This window comes from Kocuria subflava (genome assembly GCF_012163155.1).
In the GTDB taxonomy this organism is placed as follows: Bacteria; Actinomycetota; Actinomycetes; order Actinomycetales; family Micrococcaceae; genus Kocuria; species Kocuria subflava.
In genome coordinates this window covers 150360-173747 of the sequence record NZ_JAAVUN010000002.1, presented here as the reverse complement: position 1 = coordinate 173747, position 23388 = coordinate 150360, and the positions used below count along the sequence as shown (strand labels likewise).

Genomic DNA, 23388 nt, shown 5'->3' with positions numbered 1-23388 from the left:
GCTCGTCGAGTGATCCTCAACCCCGCGCCTGAGCCCACCACTGATCCACGGCAGCCTCCAGGTGATTCAGTGGCCCATCGTTCACGAACACGTGGTCCGCCACCGCGCGCCGTTGATCGTCGGTGGCCTGTGCATCAATACGAGCCGCTGCATCAGTCGCGGACATTCCCCGGTTCTGGATCATCCGCCGGATCCGCTCATGACGCGGAGCCTCCACCACCAAGACCACGTCAAAATCCTCTGCCTGCCCGGTTTCCACCAACAGGGGGATGTCGTGGACGATCACCGCGTCCTCACCGTGTTGAGCCACCGCGGCCTCCACCAATTCCTTGGAACGTGCACGCACCAGAGGATGGATGATCGCATTGAGGCGGGCACGGGCGTCGTCGTCGGCAAAGACCAGCTCCCCCAACGCGCGTCGGTCCAGTGAACCGTCCGCTGCAATCATCTGCGGACCGAATTCACGGGCGATCGCCACCAGACCTGGCTGGGCAGGCTCCTGCAACTGCCGGACAATGGCATCCGAATCCACCAGGACGGCCCCGTTGGCCACAAGACGCGCAGCCACAGCCGATTTTCCGGAGGCGATCCCGCCTGTCAAAGCAATGTGCAACATGGTCCCAGGCTACCCAGCGGGCGGACCGGAGTGGCGCAGATCAACTCTTACAGGCCCATAGACTGGTTCTCATGCCGCAGCCTTACACGGTCCTGAGCTCAACCACTGCGTTGCGCCATCAGATCGAGATCAAGAAGTCCCGCTTCCTCACCGTGCTGCAACGCATCAACCACGAGGACGACGCCCAAGATCTCCTGGCCGATTTACGCCGCGAGTTCCATGACGCCCGTCACCAGTGCTCAGCCTGGGTTGTGGGCTCGGATCGCCGCATCCAGCGCTCCTCCGATGACGGCGAACCATCCGGCACAGCCGGCATCCCCATGTTGGAAGCCATCACCCAACGGCGGACCGGCGGGGGTGATTCACCCCGAGAAGAAGTCTCAGACCTGTCGGATGTGTGCGCCGTCGTCGTCCGGTGGTTCGGTGGAACGCTGTTGGGTGCGGGAGGTCTGGTACGGGCGTATTCGGACTCGGTGTCCCAAGCCCTGGACCGCGCGGAGTTTGCGCAGCGCGCCCGGCTGGGAGTCTATGAGGTCAATGCTCCGCTGGCTCAGGCGGCACGCTGGGAGAACGAGCTCCGCACCGCATCCGTCACCGTCATGGGAACCGACTGGTCCGCAAACGGGGCCACCTTGCGCGTGGCCACGGACGACACCGAGGAGGCCGTGGCCAAATTACGGGCCCATGTGGCGGAACTCAGCTCCGGGAATGCGTACCTGACCCCGGTGGGAACCGACTGGGTGGACCTCCCCTCCTCCCCCGCCGAATAGGCCGTTTGATCGCCGCTGAGCGTGTCAGGGGCGATCAAACGGCCTATTCGGCGGACAAGGGCGAGGAAAGTGTTCACTCGGCACGAGACGGGAGAGTCGCGCGCAGAGCCCGAGCTGACAAGGGGAAGGCCCCGTCATTCACCAGGAGTGACGGAGCCTTCGAGTCCGGTTGATCAGAAGATCAGTTGCCGGTCAGCTTCTCGCGCAGGGCGGCCAGAGCTTCGTCGGAAGCCAAGGTGCCCTCGTCCTCGGCCGGAGCCTCGGAGGAGTAGGAGGTCGGGGCGGCAGCGGTTGCCACACCGGCGCCGGCCACAGCGGCCTCGGCGTCCTCGTTCAGGTGACGGCGCACCTGCTCCTTGTGAGCTTCCCAACGGGTCTGGGCATCGGCGTACTGCTGCTCCCAAGCGGCGCGCTGCTCCTCGAAACCTTCGATCCACTCGTTGGTCTCGGGATCGAAGCCCTCGGGGTACTTGTAGTTGCCCTCTTCGTCGTACTCGGCAGCCATGCCGTACTGAGCGGGATCGAACTCGGTGGACTCGGGGTCAACACCTTCGTTCGCCTGCTTCAGGGACAGGGAGATCCGACGACGGTCCAGATCGATGTCGATGACCTTGACGAACAGGTCCTCGTTGACGCCAACAACCTGGTCTGCCAGATCCACGTGGCGCTGAGCCAGCTCGGAGATGTGCACCAGGCCCTCGATGCCGTCCTCGACGCGAACGAACGCACCGAACGGAACTAGCTTGGTGACCTTGCCGGGCACAACCTGGCCCAGGGCGTGGGTGCGGGCGAACAGCTGCCAGGGATCTTCCTGGGTGGCCTTCAGCGACAGGGAGACACGCTCGCGGTCCATGTCCACGTCCAGCACCTCGACCTTGACTTCCTGGCAGACCTCAACAACCTCACCCGGGTGGTCGATGTGCTTCCAGGACAGCTCGGAGACGTGCACCAGGCCGTCAACGCCGCCCAGGTCCACAAAGGCACCAAAGTTGACGATGGAGGAGACATGGCCGGAACGGACCTGGCCCTTCTCCAGCTTGTTGAGGAAGTCGGAGCGGACCTCGGACTGGGTCTGCTCGAGCCATGCACGGCGGGACAGGACCACGTTGTTGCGGTTCTTGTCCAGCTCGATGATCTTTGCTTCCAGCTTCTGGCCGATGTAGGGGGCCAGGTCGCGGACGCGGCGCATCTCAACCAAGGATGCGGGGAGGAAGCCGCGCAGCCCGATGTCGATGATCAGACCACCCTTGACAACCTCAATGACGGTACCGGTGACAACGCCGTCTTCTTCCTTGACCTTCTCGATGTCGCCCCAGGCGCGTTCGTACTGAGCACGCTTCTTGGAGAGGATCAGACGGCCTTCCTTGTCCTCCTTGGTGAGGACCAGGGCTTCGACCTCATCGCCCACGGTCACGACCTCATCGGGGTCGATGTCGTGCTTGATGGACAGCTCGCGGGACGGGATGACACCTTCGGTCTTGTAGCCGATGTCGAGGAGGACCTCGTCACGGTCAACCTTGACAACAGTGCCTTCCACCAGATCGCCGTCGTTGAAGTACTTGATGGTCGCATCGACGGCTGCGAGGAAGTCTTCCTCCGAGCCGATGTCGTTGACGGCAACCTGCGGGGTGGTGGTGGTCATGTAGTAGGGACTCCGATGAATTGATTATGGTCAGTGAAGCGTCCAAGGGCGGGAACCGCTGGGGCTTCGACGTCTGTGGACAGTGCGCGCAGAACACACACTCGGCTAGTTTAGGCCCCGCAGGGAGCCTGAATCAATACCATCCGGGCGTGTGTCAGCCAGAACACGGTGGGTCCAACCCACGGTGAACTCAGTGGGCGGCCGCGTTCCAATCCGGCCCCACGCCCACGTTCACTTCCAGCGGCACGGAGAGCTCAATGGCCGAGCCCATTTGCGTACGCAGGATCTCACTGACCTTCTCCACCTCACCGGTGGCAGCCTCCACCACGAGTTCGTCGTGGACCTGCATGAGCACCCGGGAACGCAATCCCTGGCCCTGGAACTCACGGTCCACCAGGATCATGGCCTTCTTGATGATGTCCGCAGCTGACCCTTGGATGGGCGCGTTCAGTGCCATGCGCTCGGCGGCCTGCCGCAGCTGGCGGTTGTCACTGGTCAAATCCGGCAAATAACGACGACGACCGTCGATGGTCTCCGTGTATCCGTTCTCCCGTGCCACATCCACCACACCGCGCAGGAAGTCGCGCACGCCGCCGAACCGCTTGAAGTAATCGGACATCATGGTCCGGGCCTCGTCCACGGAGATGTTCAACTGCTGGGAGAGTCCGTAGGAGCTCAAGCCGTACACCAGGCCGTAGCTCATGGCCTTGACCTTGGAGCGCATCTGGGCCGTGACGTCTTCCGGTTCCACGCCAAAAACCTTGGAACCCACGTAACGGTGGAGGTCCTCGCCGTCCCGGAAGGCTTCAATCAGGCCTTCGTCCTTGGAGAGGTGTCCCATCACCCGCATTTCGATCTGCGAGTAGTCGGCGGTCACCAAGGCCTGGAACTGGTCCTGACCATCCGTTCCCACCACAAAGGCACCGCGAATTTGGCGGCCCTCCTCCGAGCGCACCGGAATGTTCTGCAGGTTGGGATCCGTGGAGGACAACCGGCCGGTGGCAGCCACGGTCTGCTGGTAGTCCGTGTGAATGCGGTCATCGTCCTTGATGGCTGAGCGCAGCCCCTGGACGATCTGCTTGAGCTTGGTGGTGTCACGCCACCGGCGCAGAGCCAACAGGAACTGGGCACCCGGAGACTCCGGGTCCACCTTGGTCAACAGTTCCTCCAGGGCGGCTGCGGAGGTGGTGTAGCCGGTCTTGATCTTCTTGGTGGGCGGCAGCTCCAAGGTCTCGAACAGCACCGTCTGCAACTGCTTGGTGGAACCCAGCTTGATCTCCGGCTCACCCTCCTCGCGAGGCACCAGGGCCTGCGCGGCGTCCCAAGCCTGCTGGATGGGGCCCTCCAGGCTCTTGATCAAGGCATCCACGCGTTGCCGGTCCACGGCCACGCCGGTCAGTTCCATCTGCCCCAGGATCTTGGCCAGCGGAAGGTCCATGCCGGTCAGCAGAGCCGTCTGCCCATCATTCTCCAGCTTCCCGCGCAGGAACCCAGACAACTGCAGGGAGGCCACGGCCAGTTCTGCCTCACGGAGAGCAACCTCAGCAGAGGTCCTGGGGCCATCGGCGCTCTCCCCCGCAACATCCAGTGCCAACTGGTCATCCTTGGCCTGCGCGCCGGCATCCCCCAACGGGGCAACCTGCAGGTCCAGGTGATCTGCCAGCAGCGCTTCCAGCTCGTAGCTGCGGCGGGCGGGTTCAATCAGATAGGCGGACAACGCGATGTCATCCACCACGCCTTCAAGCTCCAGCCCCCGCAGGTGCAGAGACTTCCACAGATCCTTAAAACCCCAGACCACCTTGGTGTGCTCGGCATCAGCCAGCCAGTCGGCCAGAACTTGCTCCAGCTGGGAATCCGCGTCCATCAGATCCAGGTGGACAGCCGTGGCCGGATGCTCTTCAGCACTGCCACGCGCCAACAAGAGTTCGGTGACTTCCCGGCCACCTGGCTGCGGGGCGTCGTCGTCGTGGCGCAGGGGCCGTACCGCGGTCTCCCGTCCGGCCGCGGCATCAAGCCAGGCGGAAAGTTGCTGGGCAGATTCAACGGTTTCTGCCACCTCAAGACCGGAGACAGCCGTCGCGGGACCGGCCTCAGGGCCTGCGAAGGCCTCGAACACACGGCCGCGCAGCCCGGAGCCGAAGTCAAGGTCATCGAACAACGCGTTGACGGCGTCTTGATTAGGCGTCGGCAGTTCGGCCTGGTCCAGTTCGATCTTCAGGTCCAGACCCGTTTCCAACCGGTTGAGTTTGCGGTTGCGGCGCACCAGCTCCACGTTCTCCCGCAGCGCCTCACCTTTTTTGCCGGTGATCTTCTCCGCGTGCTCCAGTACGGATTCAACGTCTCCGTAGGCCTCGATCCACTTGGCGGCAAAGCCCGGACCCACACCGGGAACACCGGGCAAATTGTCCGCCTGCTCGCCGGTGAGCGCTGCCAGATCCGGGTAGTACTGCGGAGGGACCTTGTACTTCTCCATGACGGCTGCGGCATCCATCATCTTCAGATCAGACGGCGTGCGGCCCGGGTACACCACAGTCACGTGGTCATCCACCATCTGGAAAGCATCCCGGTCACCGGAGAACACCAGGACCTCAAAATCGGCAGCGGCACCACGACGGGCCAGGGTGGCCAGGACGTCGTCGGCCTCGTAACCCTCTTTGGTCACCACCGGAACCCCCAGTGCCTCCAACACAGCCTGAATGCGGGGCACCTGACCGTGGAAGGCCTCAGGGGTCTCATCCCTGCCGCCCTTGTACTCACCGTATTCCTGGGAACGCAAAGTGGGACCCTCAAGGTCGAACGAAACCACCAGGTGAGTGGGCTTCTGCTCACGCATCAGCTTGGTCATGGTGTTCAGGAAGCCGTACACCGCCTCCGTGTGCTCCCCGGATTCCGTGACAAAGGCCGGACCGTTGCCGTACTCAGCCGCACGGGACAGGGCGAAAAAGGCGCGGAAGGCCAGCGAATGGCCGTCAATCAACAACAGTTTGCGCTCCGGCCGGGACACGGGCACCGGCAACTGCACTTCCTGGGGATTCTCGGTCTTGGAACCGATCACGACGACGGCGGGCTTGGGCTGGCTCTGATCGCTCACGGACCCATCTTAGGGGTGGTCACCGACACCGTGACCGGAGACCACCCGAACCGCAAGATGTCAGGCGACCTGATTCAGGATGGCTTCCGCCACTTCCCGCATGGACAGACGCCGGTCCATGGAAGTTTTCTGAATCCAGCGGAAGGCCTCGGGCTCGCTCAGACCCATCTTGGTGATGAGCAAGGACTTGGCCCGCTCCACCATCTTGCGGGTCTCGAACTGATCCTTCATCTCAGAGACCTCGTCCTCCAGGGAAACGATCTCCTCAAAGCGGGACAGGGCGATCTCGATGGCCGGGATCAGGTCAGCTGCCGTGTAGGGCTTGACCACATAGGCCATGGCCCCGGCTTCCCGCGCCCGCTCAATGAGCTCCTTCTGGCTGAAGGCCGTCAGCAGCACCACCGGGGCAATGCGGTCGGAGGCGATCTGCTCGGCGGCGGTGATGCCGTCCAGAACCGGCATCTTGACGTCCATCAGGACGAGGTCCGGCTCAAGCTCGCGAGCCAGGTCAATAGCGCGCTGGCCGTTGTCGGCCTCCCCCACCACCTGGTAGCCCTCACCCTCCAGCATTTCCACCACGTCCATGCGGATCAGGGATTCGTCCTCAGCCACCAGCACACGCTTGCGCGTGCTGAAGGATTCCGGGGCACCGGCTCCCTTCATGGCTTCGGCCTCGGTCACGTCCACTGACTGACCCGTTCCCTGGGCGGACTGCTCGGGCTGACTGCTGTTCTGGCTCACTGCCGATGCTCCTTGAAAGCGTCTGGTGATGGGCTACGTGCTCACTGTCCAGCGTACAACCGGATGTGGGGTACACTTTTTCGCGTGCCTGGCCCAAGTGGCGGAATTGGCAGACGCGCCGCACTCAAAATGCGGTTCTTCGGAGTGTGGGTTCAAGTCCCACCTTGGGCACAAGAATCAAGACCCCTGGCAGGGCCGGTCACCGGCCACGCCAGGGGTCTCGTCAGAACCATGTCCTAGTGCTCGTCCAGGTACCAGTCAGCGCCACTCGGTGCCCCGGCGCTGGCCGGGTGCAGACGCTCCCACACATTGGTGGCAACGGTCAGCACGGCCAACCCCACCATGACTCCGGCCGCCGGAAGCCACGGAAGCCCCACGGCCAGCACCAGGCAGCCCAGAACGCCCAGGATCCTGGACCGGTGCAGCCGCCCCGTGACGGTGAAGCGCAGGTGTGTGAACACCGCGTAGAACGCCGTGGTTCCTCCCAACATGAGCAGTCCCACCACCACCGGCAGCGGTTTCAATGGCTCCAACAGGGATTCATGGACCCCGACGGCCACGGCGATGACCCCGCCCACGATCCAGAACTGGGTGTAGGTCAAGGCGCCCCGAACCGCCTCGAAGGTCACGGGTGCGGATTCCAGGTGCCTGCCCAGATACGTTGCGGAGTGGTCGAAGTACAACCACCACAGGGAGATCGTCAACACGAACGCCGCCGTGAAGGTGATGATCTCCGGAAGGCTGAATCTCATGGTCTCCGCCAGCGGTTCTCCGGTGGAGATGATGGTCTCCCCCAGGGCGATGATCACCAGCAGACCGAAGCGCTCCACGATGTGTTCGAGGTCGTAGACCAGGGTGCGCATCCTGCGGTGGTTCACCCGCGGTGCCAGGATTTCGGCCAGGGCCGCTGCCGCCCAGAGCACCTCCCGGTAGGGCGATTCCAGCAGGGCTCCGGCCACCAGCAGAGGTCCCGTTAGCAGAAGACTCACCGCGTACACGGGCCTCACGGCGGGCGTACGCCGGGCCAGGGTGACGAACACCAGCGCACGCCCGGACCAATAGGCCCCGGCGAACAGCAGACCGCGTTCCTCGAAAGCGGCGGGGATAGCCAAGGCCATCAGCAACGCGGTGAAGGTCAACCCGAAGATCACCAAGCGGTTGCCCGCCGTGCTCATCTGACGGAAGCTGGTCTGGATGGTGCTCAGCACCCAGAACCAATACATCATGGCCAGCAGGATGGCGGCCCGCAGCACCCCTGCGCATCGGGTTGCTCACGGATCAGTCCGGAGACTTCCGTGATGGCGAAAACGAACACCAGGTCGAAGAAGAGTTGGCTGGTGTCCACGGCGCGGTGCGGACCGTGATGTTTGGTGCCGGGCACCGATGTGGACGCGGAGTCAGCCATCTGGAAGGTCCCTTCGGTGTGATCCGCCTCAGAAGCAAGCGGTGGCTGCTGTCAGGTCCACGGTCGGAGGCGATGGTCAGGTGGGGTCGGGAGGCGGTCTCAGACCATGGGGGCTTCCCAGCCACCGCGGGTCTGCGCTCCGCTGGCGGCTGCCACGTCCTCCAGGCGGGACATTTCCGTGGGGCTGAGCTCAAGGGCTGCAGCCTGTGCTGCATCGTTGACCTGTTCCGCCTTGGTGACGCCGATGATGGGAATGGTGCCCTTGGTGATGGCCCAGGCCATGGCGACCTGAGGCACCGTGGCCTGATGGTCCTGGCTGATGGCGGACAGTTCCGCCAACACGGGGGTGAGCTTGGGCAGGATCGGGTTGTACGTCCTGCCCCTCTGGGAATCAGCGGGCATGGGGTGTTCGGCGTCGTACTTCCCGGACAGTGCGCCTTGTTCCAGCACCATGTAGGCGAAGAAGTCGATCCCCTCCTGTGCGCAGTACTCCACAATCCCGGCGTCTTCCGATGACCGGTACAACAGGCTGTAGTGGTTCTGGACGGCAGTGATCCGCACCCCGCTGGGTGCCAGGATTTCCTGGGCCCGCTGGAGTTGCTCCAGATTGTGGTTGGAGACACCGATGCGGCCGACCTTGCCGGTCTGCACCAGTTCCGCCAGGAACGGTGTCCAGCGTTCGACGTCGGAGGGGTTGTGGATCCAGTAGATGTCCACCGAATCCGTGTGCAGATTCTCCAGGGAGCCCTCCAGTAGGTCCCGGACCGAATTCTGTGACTCGGGTGCGATCTGCGGGGTGAACTCGGTGGAGAGGATGAGTTCTTCACGCGGATACCGGGAGGCCAGTCTTCCCAGGATCTGCTCGGAACTCCCGCCGCCGTAGACCTGGGCGGTGTCCCAGAGACGGAGACCCGCGGCCATGGCGGCGTCGAGCACCGGTTCCAGATCTGCGGTGTCCAGGTTGTTGCCAAAGATCTAGTCACCGCCGGCAGAACCTGCGCCCCAGGACCAGGTTCCCAGTGCCACGGGAGGAAGTGCCTTCGACATTTTCTCAGCTCCTTGCTGTGTTGTGCCAACAGCTGTAGCCGTTGGTGGGTGGGTGTTTCCGCGGGAGACTTCCAGGCGATCAATTGCCAGTCGGGAACGGTGTTCCACGTCAGCGCCATCCAGTCGAGGTGCAGTTCCCCCACCACGGGATGACGGAGGACCTTCATCCCCGATGTTCGCGGCGCAACGGCGTGAGCATTCCACCAGGACGCGAAGTCCGGGTCGATGGCCCTGAGCTCCTGCACCAGATGGCACAGCTCGGGGTCATCCGGTGTTGTTGCGTTCAAGGCGCGCAGTTGCTCCACGGAGATTCGCATGACCTCCTCCCTGTCCGCGTACAGCCCACGCATGGCCGGATCCGTGATGAGCAGGCGAATGAAGTAGCGCTGAAATTCGGGGATGACGGCAAAGTCCGTGATCATGGCTGCGGCCAGGTCATTCCACGCCAGGATCTCCGTCCTGGGCCCCACGACGAAAACAGGCGTCATGTGCAGGTCGTCGATGAAGGACTGCACCAAGGCCAACTGTTGTGCGTCGTGAACGGGCGGCGTGGCTGCGGGTGCCTGCGCTGTGAGTCCGGCAGTTGTGAATACGTAATCGGTGGTGGCGGCATCGAGCTGCAGGGCATCGGCCACGGAAGTCAGCACGGCGGCCGAGGGCTGGATCCGGCCCTGTTCCAGCCGCGTGTAGTAGTCCGTGCTGATGGCCGCCATCTGTGCCACTTCTTCGCGGCGCAAGCCGGGCACTCGGCGTCGTTGGGTGGGGGCGACGATTCCGAGCTCAGTTGTCCGCAGGCGGGCGCGCCGAGCTCGGAGGAAATCACCCAGTGAGTTCTCGGTCATGATCTGGAAAGTTAGCCCCGGGGCGCAACGGTATCGAGGAGAGATCTTCCCCCGTTGACTACGTGTCACGGCAAACCCGCCCCACGCGGTCACCCCGAGTGATCCGTTTCACGGGTGCAGCCGCGGGAACAGGATGTCCGCCGTGCCGTGGCACAGCTGCGTCAGGCCCGGTTCTTCCAGGTACTCACCGCCGCGGATTCGCTGGATGTTTGCTCGGACGGCTGCCGGTGGCGCATACGGCAGATCCGTGCCCAGCAGAATGTGGTCATCCGTGGTCAGGGTCCTTACCGCGGCGGCGGCCCTGGGGAAGGGCGCCGAAGACCCGACTTCGTAGAACAGTCCCTTCAGCGCCTGCTGAACATCCAGTTCGGATGGTGGATGCAGCACGTACTGTTGGAACAGGTGGACGCGGTCCGCCACGTCTGCCAACACCGCCCCGTTGTGCGGGACGATCCACCGGATGGCCGGGTACCTGGACAGCGTTGCGGTGAGAACCAGGTTGATGACGGCGCGCGTGGTGTCGAACAGGTACTCCACCAGCGGCGCGGGCCGCCCCATGTCCACGTGGGCGCAACCGGCCGGTGAGGTGGGGTGCACAAACACCACGGCCTCACGCCGGTTCAGTTCCTCCATCACGGGATCAAGACGGGCATCCCCCAGATACACCCCCTGGACGTGGGTCAGCAGGGCAAAACCGTCCGCGTTCAGGTCATCCAAAGCGTGGGCGATCTCTCGTAAGGATGCGTCGATCTCCGGAAGTGGCAAGGCAGCCAGGGGCCCGAAGCGCCCGGGATGCTCCGTCCGCTCGTCGGCACCGGATTCGCTGAGCAACCGCGCCCAGTACTCGGGGCGGCCATCCACCTCCACGCCGGGGCTGGAGGCAGAGAGCATGGCCGTGGTGATCCCCAGTTCATCCAGCGCCTCCACGTGCCCGGCCGCGGACCATTCCGGAATGGGTGAGCCATCGGGAAAGTTGATGCCTTGCTCCAGCAGCGCCTGGCGATAGGCCTGCGGCACAAAATGCGCGTGCACGTCCGTGAACCATGACGGCGTACCGGTCGCCTCCGTTCGGCCCGCACCCGGCTGCATCGTTCCCACGCCATTGCTTCCCCGTTGAACGAGTACGCGGTCACTACCGCGGACCCGCACCGTTTCCGTGGCACTGTATGACGATCTGGATGGTGACAGGGAAAGTTGCTCTCCCTCTCGGCCCCAGTCATGACGTTGCCCCGCCGGTTCCCAAGAACCCGCGGGGCAACAAGTCACAACGTCACTGACGGATCAGCGGTCGGCACTCCACGGACCCACGCTCTCGTGGTACTCCGGGGTGTCCTCAGCCACGGCACCGGCATCCTGCTGGTCACCGATCCGGTGGACCTTGACCAGGTTGGTGGAACCGGCCACGCCTGGGGGCGAGCCTGCACAGATGACCACCAGGTCCCCGGAACCGGCGCGGCCGGTGCGGTACATGTAGCGGTCCACCTGCTTGGTCATCTCATCGGTGTGGTCCACAGCCTCGGCCTGGACGGGCTCCACACCCCACAGCAGTGCGCAGAAGGCGCTGACCTTCTGATCCGGTGTGAAGGCCAGGATGGGCTGCGAGGGGCGCAGGCGGCACAGACGCCGAGCGGAGTCGCCGGACTGCGTGAAGGTTGTGATGTAGCCAATGTCCAGCTGCCGGGCGATGGTCACAGCGGCACGGGTGATGGCGCCACCGCGGGTACGCGGTTCGGACAGCAGGCCACCGATGCGCTCGGAACCGTGACGTTCCGTGGCCTCGATGATCCTGGCCATGGTCTGCAGAGCCTCGATCGGGTACTTGCCGATGGATGTCTCACCGGAGAGCATCACAGCGTCAGCACCGTCCAGCACGGCGTTGGCGCAGTCAGAGGCCTCGGCACGCGTGGGGCGCGGGTTGTCCATCATGGTTTCCAACACCTGTGTGGCCACGATCACCGGCTTGGCCCAGCGACGGGCCAACTCGATGGCGCGCTTCTGCACCACGGGAACTTCTTCCAGGGGCAGCTCCACGCCAAGGTCACCGCGGGCCACCATGATCCCGTCAAAGGAGTCGATGATCTCGTGGAGGTTCTCCACGGCCTGGGGCTTTTCGATCTTGGCGATCACCGGCAGGCGGATGCCTTCCTCGTCCATGATCTCGTGGACGCGGGAGATGTCGTCTCCGGTGCGCACAAAGGACAGGGCGATCAGGTCAACACCGGTCTGCAGTGCCCACCGCAGATCTTCCTCGTCCTTGTCGGACAGGGCCGGCACGTTCACGGCCACGCCGGGCAGGTTGATGCCCTTGTTGTTGGAGACCTTGCCGGGGATTTCCACCACGGTGGTCACATCGGTGTCGGTCACGGCGGTGGCACGCACGCGCACCTTGCCGTCGTCGATCAGCAGTTCATCGCCCACGCGGACGTCCTGCGGCAGGCCCTTGAAGGTGGTTCCGCAGATCTCCTTGGTGCCTTCCACCTCACGGCTGGTGATGGTGAAGACGTCCCCGACCTCCAGGAAGTGGGGTCCGTCCACAAAGGTGGTCAGGCGGATCTTGGGGCCCTGGAGGTCAGCCAGGATGGCCACGTTCTTGTCCAGGTCAGCAGCAGCCCGACGCAGGTTTTCGTACTGTATCAGGTGAGTTTCGTGGGTGTCGTGGCTCATGTTCAGGCGAGCGACGTTCAGTCCCGCCTGAATTGCTTCCGTGAGCTTCTCGTAGGACGAAATAGCCGGTCCAATCGTGGCAACGATCTTGGCTCGTCTCATGAGGAATGCCTTTCGGTCTAATACGGATGGGCCCATCAGGGCAACGTGCGCATCGACCCGTAACGTGCGCGGGATACAAGGGCCGACGCGGCGTCACTGCCAGGGCGTTCAGGCCGTGTCCGGCCTGCTTCACGTCCTACCCTACTCGCCTTGGGGCAGGGGCAGGGCAACGACGGCGGCGGGTTGCGTTGCTTTGCCCGCCGCCGTCGGTTTCACCGCAGGTTGATGGCCTGCGTGCTGGGGGCCACTGGGAAGGGCAGTCTGGTGCTGCCCGTGAGGAACTTCTCCACCGCTGATGCACACGCGCGCCCCTCAGCGATGGCCCAGACCACCAGGGATGCGCCACGGCCGGCGTCGCCGCAGGCGAACACTCCGTCAACGGTGGTCATGTAGGTGTCATCACGTGCCACGTTGCCGCGCTTGTCCAGATCGGTGTGGATCTGCTCCACGAGTTCATCGGATTCGTTACCGGTGAAACCCAACGCCAACAGCACCATGTCTGCGGGCACCACGCGTTCGGTGCCTTCCTTGGGCACGCGCCTGCCGTCATGCAGGTACTCGGTCTCAGCCACCTTCAGTCCGGTGACCCGACCGTTCTCCCCCAGGATCTCCACGGTGGAGGACAGATAGACTCGGTCCACGCCTTCCTCGTGTGACGAGGACACGTCCAAGACACGCGGGGTCATGGGCCACGGCTGGTCATCCGGGCGCTCCGCCGGCAACTCGAACCCGATGGCAATGTTGGTCACGGATGCTGCGTTCTGACGGTTGGCGGTGCCGATGCAGTCAGAACCGGTGTCACCGCCGCCCAGGACCACCACGTGCTTGCCATCGGCCCGGATCTGGTTGGGGACCTCGTCCCCGGCCGCCACACGGTTGGCCTGGGTCAGGTACTCCATGGCGTGGTGCACGCCGTTGAGTTCACGTCCGGGAACCCCGAGTTCGCGGGCCTCCAGGGCTCCGGTTGCCACGATCACGGCGTCGTACCGACGCCGCAGCTGGTCCCACGTGATGTCCTTGCCGATCTCCACACCGGTGCGGAAGCGGGTTCCCTCTGCGCGCATGACGTCCAGGCGGCGGTCCAGGATCTCCTTCTCCAACTTGAAGTCGGGGATGCCGTAACGCAGCAGACCACCAATGCGGTCGTCACGTTCGTAGACCGCCACCGTGAATCCGGCCTGCGTGAGCTGTTGGGCAGCGGCAAGCCCGGCGGGCCCGGAGCCCACCACGGCCACGGTCTGGCTCACCAGGCGGTCCGGGATGAACGGCTCCACAATGCCCTCGTCAAAGGCCATCTCACCGATCGCGTACTCCACCTGCTTGATGGTCACCGCAGGCTGGTTGATGCCGAGCACGCAGGCCGACTCGCAGGGGGCCGGGCACACACGGCCCGTGAACTCCGGGAAGTTGTTGGTGGCGTGCATGCGCGCCACGGCTTCACGGCTGTGGCCGCGCCACACCAGGTCATTCCATTCTGGAATCAGGTTGCCCAGGGGGCAGCCCTGATGGCAGAACGCCACACCACAGTCCATGCAGCGTGATGCCTGTTTCTTCAGGGTTGCTGAATCCGGAGCCGTCTGGACCTCGTTGAAGTCCATGATGCGTACCGGCACGGGCCGCTTGGGACGGTCCTGACGTTCGGTGTACTTGAGGAATCCGCGCGGGTCAGCCACGGGTGGTCACCTCCAGGATCTTGTTCCAGGTTTCTGTGCCGTCCGGGTCCATGCCGGCGGCTTGTGCTTCTGCTCGGATGCCCAACACGGCGGAGTAGTCGCGGGGCAACACCTTGGTCAGTCGACCCACCGTGTCCTCGAAGTTCTCCAGCAACGCCTGTGCGTGGGTGGATCCGGTTTCCTCCACGTGACGCTGCAGCAGCGTGCGCACGGTGTCGACGTCGCCTGCATCCAACTCCCCCAGCTGCAGTTCACCGGAGCTACGGGACTGCAGGTTCACGGAGGTCTCCGCCAGGTCCAGGACGTAGGCCACACCACCGGACATGCCGGCACCAAAGTTACGGCCGGTGGGGCCGATGATCAGTGCCAGACCACCGGTCATGTACTCACACCCGTGGTCGCCGATGCCTTCCACCACGGCGGTGGCACCGGAGTTGCGGACCAGGAAGCGCTCCCCCACACGTCCGCGTAGGAAGAGTTCCCCACTGGTGGCGCCGTAGCCGATCACGTTGCCTGCCACCACGTTCTCCTCGGCGGCAAAGCCGGCGTCACGCTCGGGGCGCACGATGATGCGTCCACCGGAAAGGCCCTTGCCGGAGTAGTCGTTGGCATCCCCCTCCAAGCGGATGGTGATGCCCTTGGGCATGAAGGCACCCAGGGACTGACCGGCCTGACCGGTCAGCGCCACGGTGATGGTGTCATCGGCCAGGTCATCGGTTTGGAAGGTCTTGGTGACCTGGTGACCCAGCATGGTGCCCACGGCACGGTCCGTGTTGATGATGGTGTGCTGCAGCGCCACGGGTTCCCGGTTGGTCAGGGCAGGGGCTGCTTCCTGGATCAACTGCACGTCAAAGTGCTGGTCCAGTTCATGGTTCTGGCCCTTGCCGGAACGCACCGCGCGTCCAGGCTGCTCCAGCACCGCCGAGTGCAGGATGGGGGTCAGGTCCAGGCCGTTGGCCTTCCAGTGGTCAATGGCCTTCTCCGTGCGCAACACCTCGGCATGGCCGATGGCCTCCTCCAAGGTCCGGAAGCCCAGCTGCGCCAGCAGTTCGCGCACTTCCTCCGCGATGAAGCGGAAGAAGTTGACCACGTGTTCGGCCTTGCCCGTGAAGCGTTCGCGCAGGACCGGGTTCTGGGTGGCCACACCCACGGGGCAGGTGTCCAGGTGGCACTTGCGCATCATGATGCAGCCCTCCACCACCAACGGGGCGGTGGCAAAGCCGAACTCCTCGGCACCCAGCAACGCTGCGATCACCACGTCACGTCCGGTCTTCATCTGACCGTCGGCCTGGACCACCACCCGATCCCGCAGGTTGTTGAGCATCAACGTCTGCTGGGTCTCGGCAAGGCCCAGTTCCCACGGCAGACCGGCGTGCTTGAGCGAGTTCAGCGGTGCAGCACCCGTTCCGCCGTCGTGACCGGAGACCAGAACGACGTCGGCACGGGCCTTGGTCACGCCACTGGCCACGGTGCCGATCCCGATTTCGGAGACCAACTTCACGTGCACCCGGGCCCCGGGGTTGGCGCGTTTGAGGTCGTAGATCAGCTGCGCCAAGTCCTCGATCGAATAGATGTCGTGGTGCGGCGGCGGGGAGATCAGCGAAACTCCCGGGGTGGAGTGACGCGTACGGGCCACCCAGGGGTAGACCTTCTGCGCCATCAGCTGACCGCCCTCACCGGGCTTGGCGCCCTGGGCCATCTTGATCTGGATGTCCTCAGCGTTGGTCAGATACAGGCTGGTCACACCAAAGCGACCGGAAGCCACCTGCTTGATGGCCGAACGCCGTGCGGGATCCATGAGGCGGTCGACGTCCTCACCACCCTCGCCGGTGTTGGACTTGCCGCCGATCTGGTTCATGGCAATCGCCAGCGTCTCGTGGGCTTCCTTGGAAATGGAGCCGTAGGACATGGCACCGGTGGAGAACCGCTTGAGGATCGCTTCCACGGGCTCGACGTCGTCAATGGAGATCGGTGAGCGGTTGGGATCAAAGCTCAACAGACCACGGATGGTCTTGAGCTCCTGCGACTGGTCATCCACCAGGCGTGTGTAGGACTTGAAGATGTCATAGCGGCCCGTTCGGGTGGCGTGCTGCAGGCGGAACACGGTCTCCGGGCTGAACAGGTGCGGTGCACCGTCCCGCCGCCAGTCGTACTCGCCACCGGTCTCCAACCCGATGTAGGGCTCCTTGACCCCGTCCGCCGGGTAGCCGCGACGGTGCCGTGCAGCGGCTTCCTCCGCGATCACATCAAGGCCCACGCCGTCGATCTGGGAGGGGGTGCCCGCAAAGAAGTCGTCGATCACGTCACGGGAGAGCCCCAGTGCCTCAAAGGTTTGGGCACCGCAGTAGGAGGAGACTGTGGAGATGCCCATCTTGGACATGATCTTCTGCACACCCTTGCCCAGGGCCTTGATCAGGTTGGCCACCGCCTGTTCCTCGGTGACACCGGCGATCTGACCGGTGCGCACCAACTCCTCGGCAGATTCCATGGCCAGGTAGGGGTTCACGGCGGACGCGCCGTAACCCACCAACAACGCCACGTGGTGGACCTCGCGGACATCACCGGCCTCCACCACCAGGGAGCAGCGGGTGCGGGTGGCCGAACGCAGCAGGTGGTGGTGGATGGCGCTGGTCAGCAGCAGGGAAGGAATGGGTGCCCACTGGCCGTTGGAGTCACGGTCGGAGATCACAATGAACTCCACGCCGCGGTTCACGGCGGCCGAGACCTTTTCGCAGATCTCAGAGATCCGGGCACGCAGCCCGGGGCCACCACCTTCTGGGCGGTAGAGGCCGCGGACCTTCAGGGCGATCGGCATGTCCTCGTCATCGTCCAGGTGCAGGATCTGATCCAGTTGATCGTTGTTGATCACCGGGAAGTCCAGACCGATCTGGTGGGTGCGCACCCGCTTGGTGGTCAGCAGGTTGCCCATGGGCCCCAGTGCCCCCTTGAGACTGGTGACCAGTTCCTCCCGGATGGCATCCAGCGGCGGGTTGGTCACCTGTGCAAAGGACTGGACAAAGTAGTCAAACAGCAGGTGCGGGCGGTCAGCCAGGACCGCCACGGGGGTGTCCGTGCCCATGGCGTAGATGGGCTCAGCGCCGGCAAGGGCCATGGGGCCCACGATCTTGCGCAGTTCCTCATGCGTGTACCCAAAGGTCTTCTGCCGCAGTTCGATCGAGCGGCGTGGGTGCACCATGTGCTCACGCTGGGGAAGGTCCTCAAAGCGCACCAAGTTGCCTTCGGTCCACTCCCGCCACGGCTTGAGGGTGGCCACCTCCCGCTTGAGTTCCTGGTCCTCGATGATCCGGCCCTCCACGGTGTCCACCAGGAACATGGTGCCCGGAGACACGCGGCCCTTACGCACAATGGTGCGATCGGAGAGATCCACCACGCCCACCTCGGAGGCGAAAACCACCAAACCGTCCTGGGTTTCCCAGAAGCGGCCCGGGCGCAGACCGTTGCGGTCCAGCACGGAGCCCACACGGCGGCCGTCCGTGAAGGCCACGGCAGCTGGTCCGTCCCACGGTTCCATCAAGGTGGAGTGGTATTCGTAAAAGGCCTTGCGGTCCGGATCCATGGTCTCGTGGTTCTCCCACGCTTCCGGAATCATCATCATCATGGCCTGGGTGATGGGCCGGCCCGAAAGCATCAGAAGCTCAGCCACCTCATCCAGTGACTGGGAGTCAGAAGCCCCTTCCGAGCAGATGGGGAACAGTTCCTCCGGGTTGCGGCCCAACAGCGGGGACTTCAGTTGGGACTGACGTGCCCGCATCCAGTTCCGGTTGCCCTTGACCGTGTTGATCTCACCGTTGTGCGCCAGGATACGCATGGGCTGAGCCAACGGCCAGGAGGGGAACGTGTTGGTGGAGAACCGGGAGTGGACCACGGCCAACTTGGTGGCAAAACGTTCATCGGAGAGATCCGGGTAGAACGGCTCCAGCTGGGCCGTGGTCAACATGCCCTTGTAAACAATGGTGGAGGAGGAGAAGGACGGGAAGTACACACCCAACCGGTTCTGGCTGCGCTTGCGCAGACGGAAGGCCTTCTGGTCCAGTTGCCGCTGGGCGGCCTCACCGGAGAGGTCATAGACCGGGATGTGCCCGGTGAAGGCCTCATCCGCATCCGGTGCTTCCCGTACGAACATCTGGGCAAAGTACGGCATCACGGAACGCGCTGCGGACCCCACGGCCGAGGCCTCGATGGGAACATCACGCCAGCCCAGGACCTCCAAACCTTCAGCTTCCGCGATCTTGGCCATGCCCGCCTTGATCTTCTCAGCCTTCTTGGTGCCCTGGGAGTCCGTGGGCAGGAACGCGGAACCCACCGCGTAGGAACCAAAGGCCGGCAGCTCGAAGTCCAGGACCTCCCGGAAGAATCCGTCCGGGATCTGCAGCAGGATTCCGGCACCGTCCCCGGTACCTTCGTCCCCGCCCACCGCACCGCGGTGCTCCAGGGCGCGCAGTGCAATCAGAGCCTTCTCCACGATCTCGTGGGTGGCCTCCCCCGTCAGGGTGGCAATCACGGCCAGACCGCAGGCGTCCTTCTCCTCCTGCGGCTTGTAAAGTCCCTGCTCCTCCGGAGCGGTGGAGAACTGACGGAACGGGGATTCCACCGTCTCCTGGGGCAGCGTGGTGTCCTGCTCGTCCGCGGATGCGGTCTGCGGCTGCTGTCCGGAATCGGGCTGCGTCATGAAGACTCTCCTCACTGGGTGGAACGTTGAAGGCCGGAATCACCGGCGTGGGGCGGGGCATCGGCAGAACGTGGTGCCCCCGGGGCCCGGTGCGACGGCGTGAAGCTCAGCCTCCAATCCAATCGCACACACACTACGACGACGACGTTGCGCGCTTGTTACACGGACGACATCTGAAGGTCACACACGTGCGACGTCGTCCTGGCCGGCATGGCTTCTGGCCCTAATCCGCCGCTGCAACCAGAGGAAAAGCAACAGACCCAACACAACGATGCCTGCCGCCGTGTAAACGTGAATGCGCAGACCCCACAGCATGAAGGAGGGATCGATCCGCAAGAACAGTTCGATCATCAACCGACCCAACCCGTACCAGATCAGATACAGGGCAAAGAGCCGGCCGCCATCGACCCTGTGAGCCGTGCGCACCGAATTGCTGAGCCAGATCAGAACTGCTGCCCCCAGCAGGTTCCACAGGGATTCGTAGAGGAACGTGGGGTGGAACAAAGTGTCGGCAGGGGTACCGGCCGGGAAGTTGCCAGAGGTGGTGGAGATCTCCAGCCCCCAGGGCAACGTGGTGGGTGAGCCAAAGAGTTCCTGGTTGAACCAGTTTCCCCAGCGACCAATGGCCTGGGCCACCAACAAACCCGGTGCCACACAGTCGGCGAATTTGGCAAAGGGCACGTTGTTGCGGCGGCAGATGATCCACACCGCCAGGGCCCCGAAGGCCACGGCCCCCATGATGCCCAGACCGCCGTGCCACAGCATGGGGATTTCCCGGAAACCATCCCAGGAGCCGAAGTAGTACGTGGGGTCCGTGATGGCCACGTGGTAGAGCCGTGCCCCCACAATGCCCATGGGGATGGCCAACAACGCGGCATCCAGAACGATGTCCGGATCCAGTCCGCGCTTCTCCCACCGGCGTCGGGTGATGAGCACGGCCGCCACCATTCCGGCCATGATGCACAGCGCATAGGCGTGAATGGTCAAGGGTCCCAGGTCAAAGCTGGACCAGGTGGGAGAGGGAATGGACTGGGGAAGGACAGGCATGCTCACAGATTCCGTTTCAGTTGCGCCCGGCGAGCTCAGCAGCCAGCTCGCCCACGGCGCGAGGGCCGCCGTCGGCCAGGGCCTTGACCAGGGCGGTGCCCACGATCACGCCGTCGGCATAGGCACCGATCTCCTCTACGTGCGCGCGCTTGGAGACACCCAGACCCACACACACGTTGGTCCCACCTGCGGCACGGGTTCGCTCCACCACACTGCGGGCAGCATCCGAAACCGAATCACGCGCACCGGTGACACCCATGACGGAGACCGCGTAGATGAACCCGCTGGAAGCCTGAACAGTCATCTCCATGCGTTCACGGGTACTGGAGGGTGCAACCAGGAAGATCCGGTCCAGGCCGTACTTCACCGAGGCGGCAAACCAGTCGGCAGCCTCATCCGGGATCAGATCAGGGGTGATGATGCCCGCTCCACCGGCCTCGGCCAGTTCTTGGGCGAACCGGTCCACGCCGCGCTGCATCACGGGGTTCCAGTAGGTCATCACGATCGGCACTGAGTTGGTGCGAGTGACGATGGCCTGCACCACGGTGAACGCGTCCGCCACCCGGAAACCATTGCCCAATGCCGTGGTCGTGGCGTGCTGAATCACGGCACCGTCCATCACAGGATCCGAGTAGGGAATGCCGATCTCAATGATGTCCGCACCGTTGTTGCCCAGCTCAACAGCCGCCTCAATGGATTCCTCCACGGTGGGGAACCCGGCCGGCAGATAACCGATCAGGGCGGGGCGGCCTTCAGCCTTGCATTGCTGGATGCGGTCCGCCAGGCGGGATTCGCGCGGCACCAGGGCCTCTTGAGGGATGATGCGTGAGGCCAGGTCCGTGGGCTGCATGACGGTCATCAGTGGGCCTCCTGCCCGATCTCTTCATGGTCCTGATCCACCAGTCCGAACCACTTGGCTGCCGTGGCAACATCCTTGTCCCCGCGTCCGGAAAGACAAACCACCACAACCTTCTCCCGTGCGGCCTCCCCCAGTTCCTGGGACCAGTTCTGCCCCAGCTTGAGGGCACCGGCCAGGGCGTGGGAGGACTCAATGGCCGGGATGATGCCTTCGGTGCGGGACAGCAGGCGGAAGGCGTCCATGGCCTCCGTGTCCGTGATTGCTTGATACGTGGCGCGGCCGGCGGCACTGAGGTAGGCGTGTTCCGGGCCCACGGCCGGGTAGTCCAACCCGGCGGAGACGGAATGCGATTCAATCGTCTGACCGTCTTCGTCCTGCATCAGGAACGTCTTGGCGCCGTGCAGAACACCCGGGCGGCCCAGGGAAATGGTGGCGGCATGGCGCGGGGTGTCTATGCCGTCGCCCCCGGCCTCAAAGCCCCACAGCGCTACGTCCTCATCATCCAGGAATCCGTGGAAGATCCCGATGGCGTTGGAGCCACCGCCCACGCATGCTGCCACCGCATCCGGCAATCGACCCACCTGTGCCAAACACTGCGCCCGGGCTTCCTCACCGATGGCCTGGTGGAACCACCGCACCATGGCGGGGAACGGATGCGGACCCGCTGCGGTGCCCAGCAGGTAGTGGGTGGTGTCCACGGAAGCCACCCAGTCCCGCAGGGCCTCGTTGATGGCGTCCTTCAAGGTTCGGGAACCGTTCTGCACAGCCACCACCCGCGCACCCAGCAACTCCATGCGGGCCACGTTGAGTGCTTGACGCTCCGTGTCCTCCGCACCCATGTAGACCACGCATTCCATGCCCATCAGTGCGGCAGCCGTTGCCGTGGCCACACCGTGCTGACCGGCACCAGTTTCTGCGATCAGGCGGGTCTTGCCCATGCGCTTGGCCAGCAGTGCCTGACCCAGGACGTTGTTGATCTTGTGGGATCCGGTGTGGTTGAGGTCTTCACGCTTGAGCAGCACCCGGCAGCCGGCAGCTTCGGAGAATCGTTTGGCTTCCGTGAGCAGCGAGGGCCGGTTGGCGTAATCACGGCTCAGGCGGCGGAAGTCCTCCAGGAACTCCTCATCCGCGCGGGACTTCTCAAAGGTCTCCTCCACCTGATCCAGAGCGGCAATCAGGGACTCCGGCATCCAGCGCCCGCCAAAGTCACCAAAGTACGGGCCTGGGGCATTGGCCCACTTGTGGCCCTGCGCGGCGGCTTCGCCTTCACTGCGCAAGGCAGCCCGGGCAGCAGCACCCACGGAGCGGAACACGCTGACAGTTCCCATGGGATCCCCGGCACGCACCAGTGCCTCACCGGTGAGCACGGCATCCGCCCCGTGGCTTGCGTAGAGCTCAACGTGGTCGGGTGAGGTCACACCGGACTCGGCAACGGTCACAGCGTCCTGTGGCAACAACTGTGCCAGGCGCCCAAACAGATCGGGATCGACCTCGAGCGTCTTCAAATTGCGGGTGTTCACACCCACGATCCGTGCACCTACGTTCTTGGCGCGCTCGATTTCCTCAGCAGTGTGCGCTTCCACCAGGGCTTCCATGCCCAGTGAGCGTGTAAGTTCCAGGAATCGCTGCAGAGTGTCATCATCCAGTGCCGCAACAATCAACAGGACCAGGTCAGCGCCGTGGGCACGAGCCTCCCAGATCTGGTACTCGTCCACCGTGAAGTCCTTGCGCAGCACGGGAATGCTCACGGCTGCGCGCACTGCGTCCAGATCCTGCAGGGATCCGTTGAACCGGCGTGCTTCCGTCAACACAGAGACGACGGCGGCCCCACCCCTTTCGTAGGCCGCAGCCAGAACGGCGGGATCAGTGATGGTGGCCAGCTCACCCTTGGACGGAGAGGACCGCTTGACTTCCGCAATCACTTCCAAGGAGTCGGGGTGGGGACCGCGCAGTGCCGCCACGGCGTCACGCGGGGCAGCAACAGTGGTCACCTTCTGCTTGAGATCATCCAGGAAGACCAGCTTCTTGCGTTCGGCCAGATCCTCCCGCACGCCGTCGATGATCTGATCAAGCACGGTGCCGGTGCGCTCTTCGGCAGGGAATGCGTGCTGTTGGGTCATGGTGGTCTCAATTCTGTGTGCTTGGCCGGCCGGTCAGCAGGGTGGTGAGAGCCCGTTGGTTGCCTTGAGGCGCCCACTC

Annotated in this window: 15 protein-coding genes, 1 tRNA gene and 1 pseudogene; 2 read left to right on the top strand and 15 right to left on the bottom strand. The window is 64.1% G+C overall.

Translation table 11 applies throughout. The features are described 5' to 3' along the window. Positions 1–16: 16 nt before the first annotated feature. Positions 17–616: a dephospho-CoA kinase gene (gene coaE / locus GTW58_RS02285; protein ID WP_047690179.1), complete on the bottom strand. Its 600-nt coding sequence runs from the start codon at positions 614–616 to the stop codon at positions 17–19. Between the two features lie 71 nt (positions 617–687). On the opposite strand from coaE, the gene GTW58_RS02280 reads away from it, so the two are divergent. Continuing rightward, positions 688–1386, top strand: coding sequence for a YigZ family protein (locus GTW58_RS02280; RefSeq protein ID WP_119933031.1), 699 nt, complete (start codon positions 688–690; stop codon positions 1384–1386). Positions 1387–1567: 181 nt separating this feature from the next. Here GTW58_RS02280 and rpsA read toward each other — a convergent pair whose 3' ends face one another. From rpsA to GTW58_RS02265, 3 genes are all read right to left on the bottom strand, one after another. Then, positions 1568–3028: a 30S ribosomal protein S1 gene (gene rpsA / locus GTW58_RS02275; RefSeq protein WP_119933032.1), complete on the bottom strand. Its 1461-nt coding sequence runs from the start codon at positions 3026–3028 to the stop codon at positions 1568–1570. 190 nt (positions 3029–3218) lie between these two features. Next, on the bottom strand, positions 3219–6119 hold the full coding sequence (polA, locus tag GTW58_RS02270; protein WP_047690924.1) for a DNA polymerase I: 2901 nt from the start codon (positions 6117–6119) through the stop codon (positions 3219–3221). Between the two features lie 60 nt (positions 6120–6179). Beyond that, positions 6180–6782 (bottom strand): ANTAR domain-containing response regulator, encoded by a 603-nt coding sequence (locus GTW58_RS02265; protein ID WP_052209639.1) that lies wholly within the window; start codon positions 6780–6782, stop codon positions 6180–6182. 169 nt (positions 6783–6951) lie between these two features. On the opposite strand from GTW58_RS02265, the gene GTW58_RS02260 reads away from it, so the two are divergent. Then, positions 6952–7031: transfer RNA gene (locus GTW58_RS02260), tRNA-Leu, on the top strand. A 65-nt stretch (positions 7032–7096) separates the two neighbouring features. On the opposite strand, the gene GTW58_RS02255 is transcribed toward GTW58_RS02260, so the two are convergent. The 11 genes and pseudogenes from GTW58_RS02255 to trpB all read right to left on the bottom strand — a co-directional run bounded on the left by GTW58_RS02255 (position 7097) and on the right by trpB (position 23309). After that, positions 7097–8086 (bottom strand): low temperature requirement protein A, encoded by a 990-nt coding sequence (locus GTW58_RS02255; RefSeq protein ID WP_156125474.1) that lies wholly within the window; start codon positions 8084–8086, stop codon positions 7097–7099. Continuing rightward, the gene (locus GTW58_RS02250; RefSeq protein WP_047690931.1) at positions 8083–8265 is read right to left on the bottom strand and encodes a hypothetical protein; all 183 of its coding nucleotides are present in this window, start codon (positions 8263–8265) and stop codon (positions 8083–8085) included. Before GTW58_RS02250 ends, GTW58_RS02255 begins: the two co-directional genes overlap by 4 nt. A 99-nt stretch (positions 8266–8364) precedes the next feature. Next, positions 8365–9225, bottom strand: a complete 861-nt coding sequence (locus GTW58_RS02245; RefSeq protein WP_342453287.1) for an aldo/keto reductase — start codon at positions 9223–9225, stop codon at positions 8365–8367. Positions 9226–9398: 173 nt separating this feature from the next. After that, a pseudogene (locus tag GTW58_RS02240) lies at positions 9399–10154 on the bottom strand (helix-turn-helix domain-containing protein); the annotation flags it as partial. A 108-nt stretch (positions 10155–10262) separates the two neighbouring features. Then, complete coding sequence (locus GTW58_RS02235; RefSeq protein WP_119933033.1) at positions 10263–11243, bottom strand: amidohydrolase family protein; 981 nt, start codon at positions 11241–11243, stop codon at positions 10263–10265. Positions 11244–11435: 192 nt separating this feature from the next. Continuing rightward, positions 11436–12920: a pyruvate kinase gene (pyk, locus tag GTW58_RS02230; RefSeq protein ID WP_047690937.1), complete on the bottom strand. Its 1485-nt coding sequence runs from the start codon at positions 12918–12920 to the stop codon at positions 11436–11438. 212 nt (positions 12921–13132) lie between these two features. Beyond that, complete coding sequence (locus tag GTW58_RS02225; protein ID WP_047690940.1) at positions 13133–14593, bottom strand: glutamate synthase subunit beta; 1461 nt, start codon at positions 14591–14593, stop codon at positions 13133–13135. Further along, positions 14586–19283: a glutamate synthase large subunit gene (gltB, locus tag GTW58_RS02220; RefSeq protein ID WP_047690942.1), complete on the bottom strand. Its 4698-nt coding sequence runs from the start codon at positions 19281–19283 to the stop codon at positions 14586–14588. The genes GTW58_RS02225 and gltB overlap by 8 nt, the downstream gene beginning before the upstream one ends. Before the next feature lie 180 nt (positions 19284–19463). Beyond that, a complete protein-coding gene (lgt, locus tag GTW58_RS02215; RefSeq protein WP_047690945.1) occupies positions 19464–20330 on the bottom strand; it encodes a prolipoprotein diacylglyceryl transferase in 867 nt (288 codons plus the stop codon). 16 nt (positions 20331–20346) lie between these two features. Continuing rightward, on the bottom strand, positions 20347–21180 hold the full coding sequence (gene trpA, locus GTW58_RS02210) for a tryptophan synthase subunit alpha (RefSeq protein WP_232818044.1): 834 nt from the start codon (positions 21178–21180) through the stop codon (positions 20347–20349). 8 nt (positions 21181–21188) lie between these two features. Beyond that, complete coding sequence (trpB, locus tag GTW58_RS15075; RefSeq protein WP_119933035.1) at positions 21189–23309, bottom strand: tryptophan synthase subunit beta; 2121 nt, start codon at positions 23307–23309, stop codon at positions 21189–21191. Positions 23310–23388 lie beyond the last annotated feature (79 nt).

Excerpts from the sequence above, each read along its gene's own strand:
- coaE (WP_047690179.1), bottom strand. The coding sequence starts at position 616 with ATGTTGCACATTGCTTTGACAGGCGGGATCGCCTCCGGAAAATCGGCT.
- GTW58_RS02280 (WP_119933031.1), top strand. The coding sequence starts at position 688 with ATGCCGCAGCCTTACACGGTCCTGAGCTCAACCACTGCGTTGCGCCAT.
- rpsA (WP_119933032.1), bottom strand. The coding sequence starts at position 3,028 with ATGACCACCACCACCCCGCAGGTTGCCGTCAACGACATCGGCTCGGAG.
- GTW58_RS02265 (WP_052209639.1), bottom strand. The coding sequence starts at position 6,782 with ATGAAGGGAGCCGGTGCCCCGGAATCCTTCAGCACGCGCAAGCGTGTG.
- GTW58_RS02255 (WP_156125474.1), bottom strand. The coding sequence starts at position 8,086 with ATGATGTATTGGTTCTGGGTGCTGAGCACCATCCAGACCAGCTTCCGT.
- GTW58_RS02250 (WP_047690931.1), bottom strand. The coding sequence starts at position 8,265 with ATGGCTGACTCCGCGTCCACATCGGTGCCCGGCACCAAACATCACGGT.
- GTW58_RS02235 (WP_119933033.1), bottom strand. The coding sequence starts at position 11,243 with ATGCAGCCGGGTGCGGGCCGAACGGAGGCGACCGGTACGCCGTCATGG.
- pyk (WP_047690937.1), bottom strand. The coding sequence starts at position 12,920 with ATGAGACGAGCCAAGATCGTTGCCACGATTGGACCGGCTATTTCGTCC.
- gltB (WP_047690942.1), bottom strand. The coding sequence starts at position 19,283 with ATGACGCAGCCCGATTCCGGACAGCAGCCGCAGACCGCATCCGCGGAC.
- lgt (WP_047690945.1), bottom strand. The coding sequence starts at position 20,330 with ATGCCTGTCCTTCCCCAGTCCATTCCCTCTCCCACCTGGTCCAGCTTT.
- trpA (WP_232818044.1), bottom strand. The coding sequence starts at position 21,180 with ATGCAGCCCACGGACCTGGCCTCACGCATCATCCCTCAAGAGGCCCTG.
- trpB (WP_119933035.1), bottom strand. The coding sequence starts at position 23,309 with ATGACCCAACAGCACGCATTCCCTGCCGAAGAGCGCACCGGCACCGTG.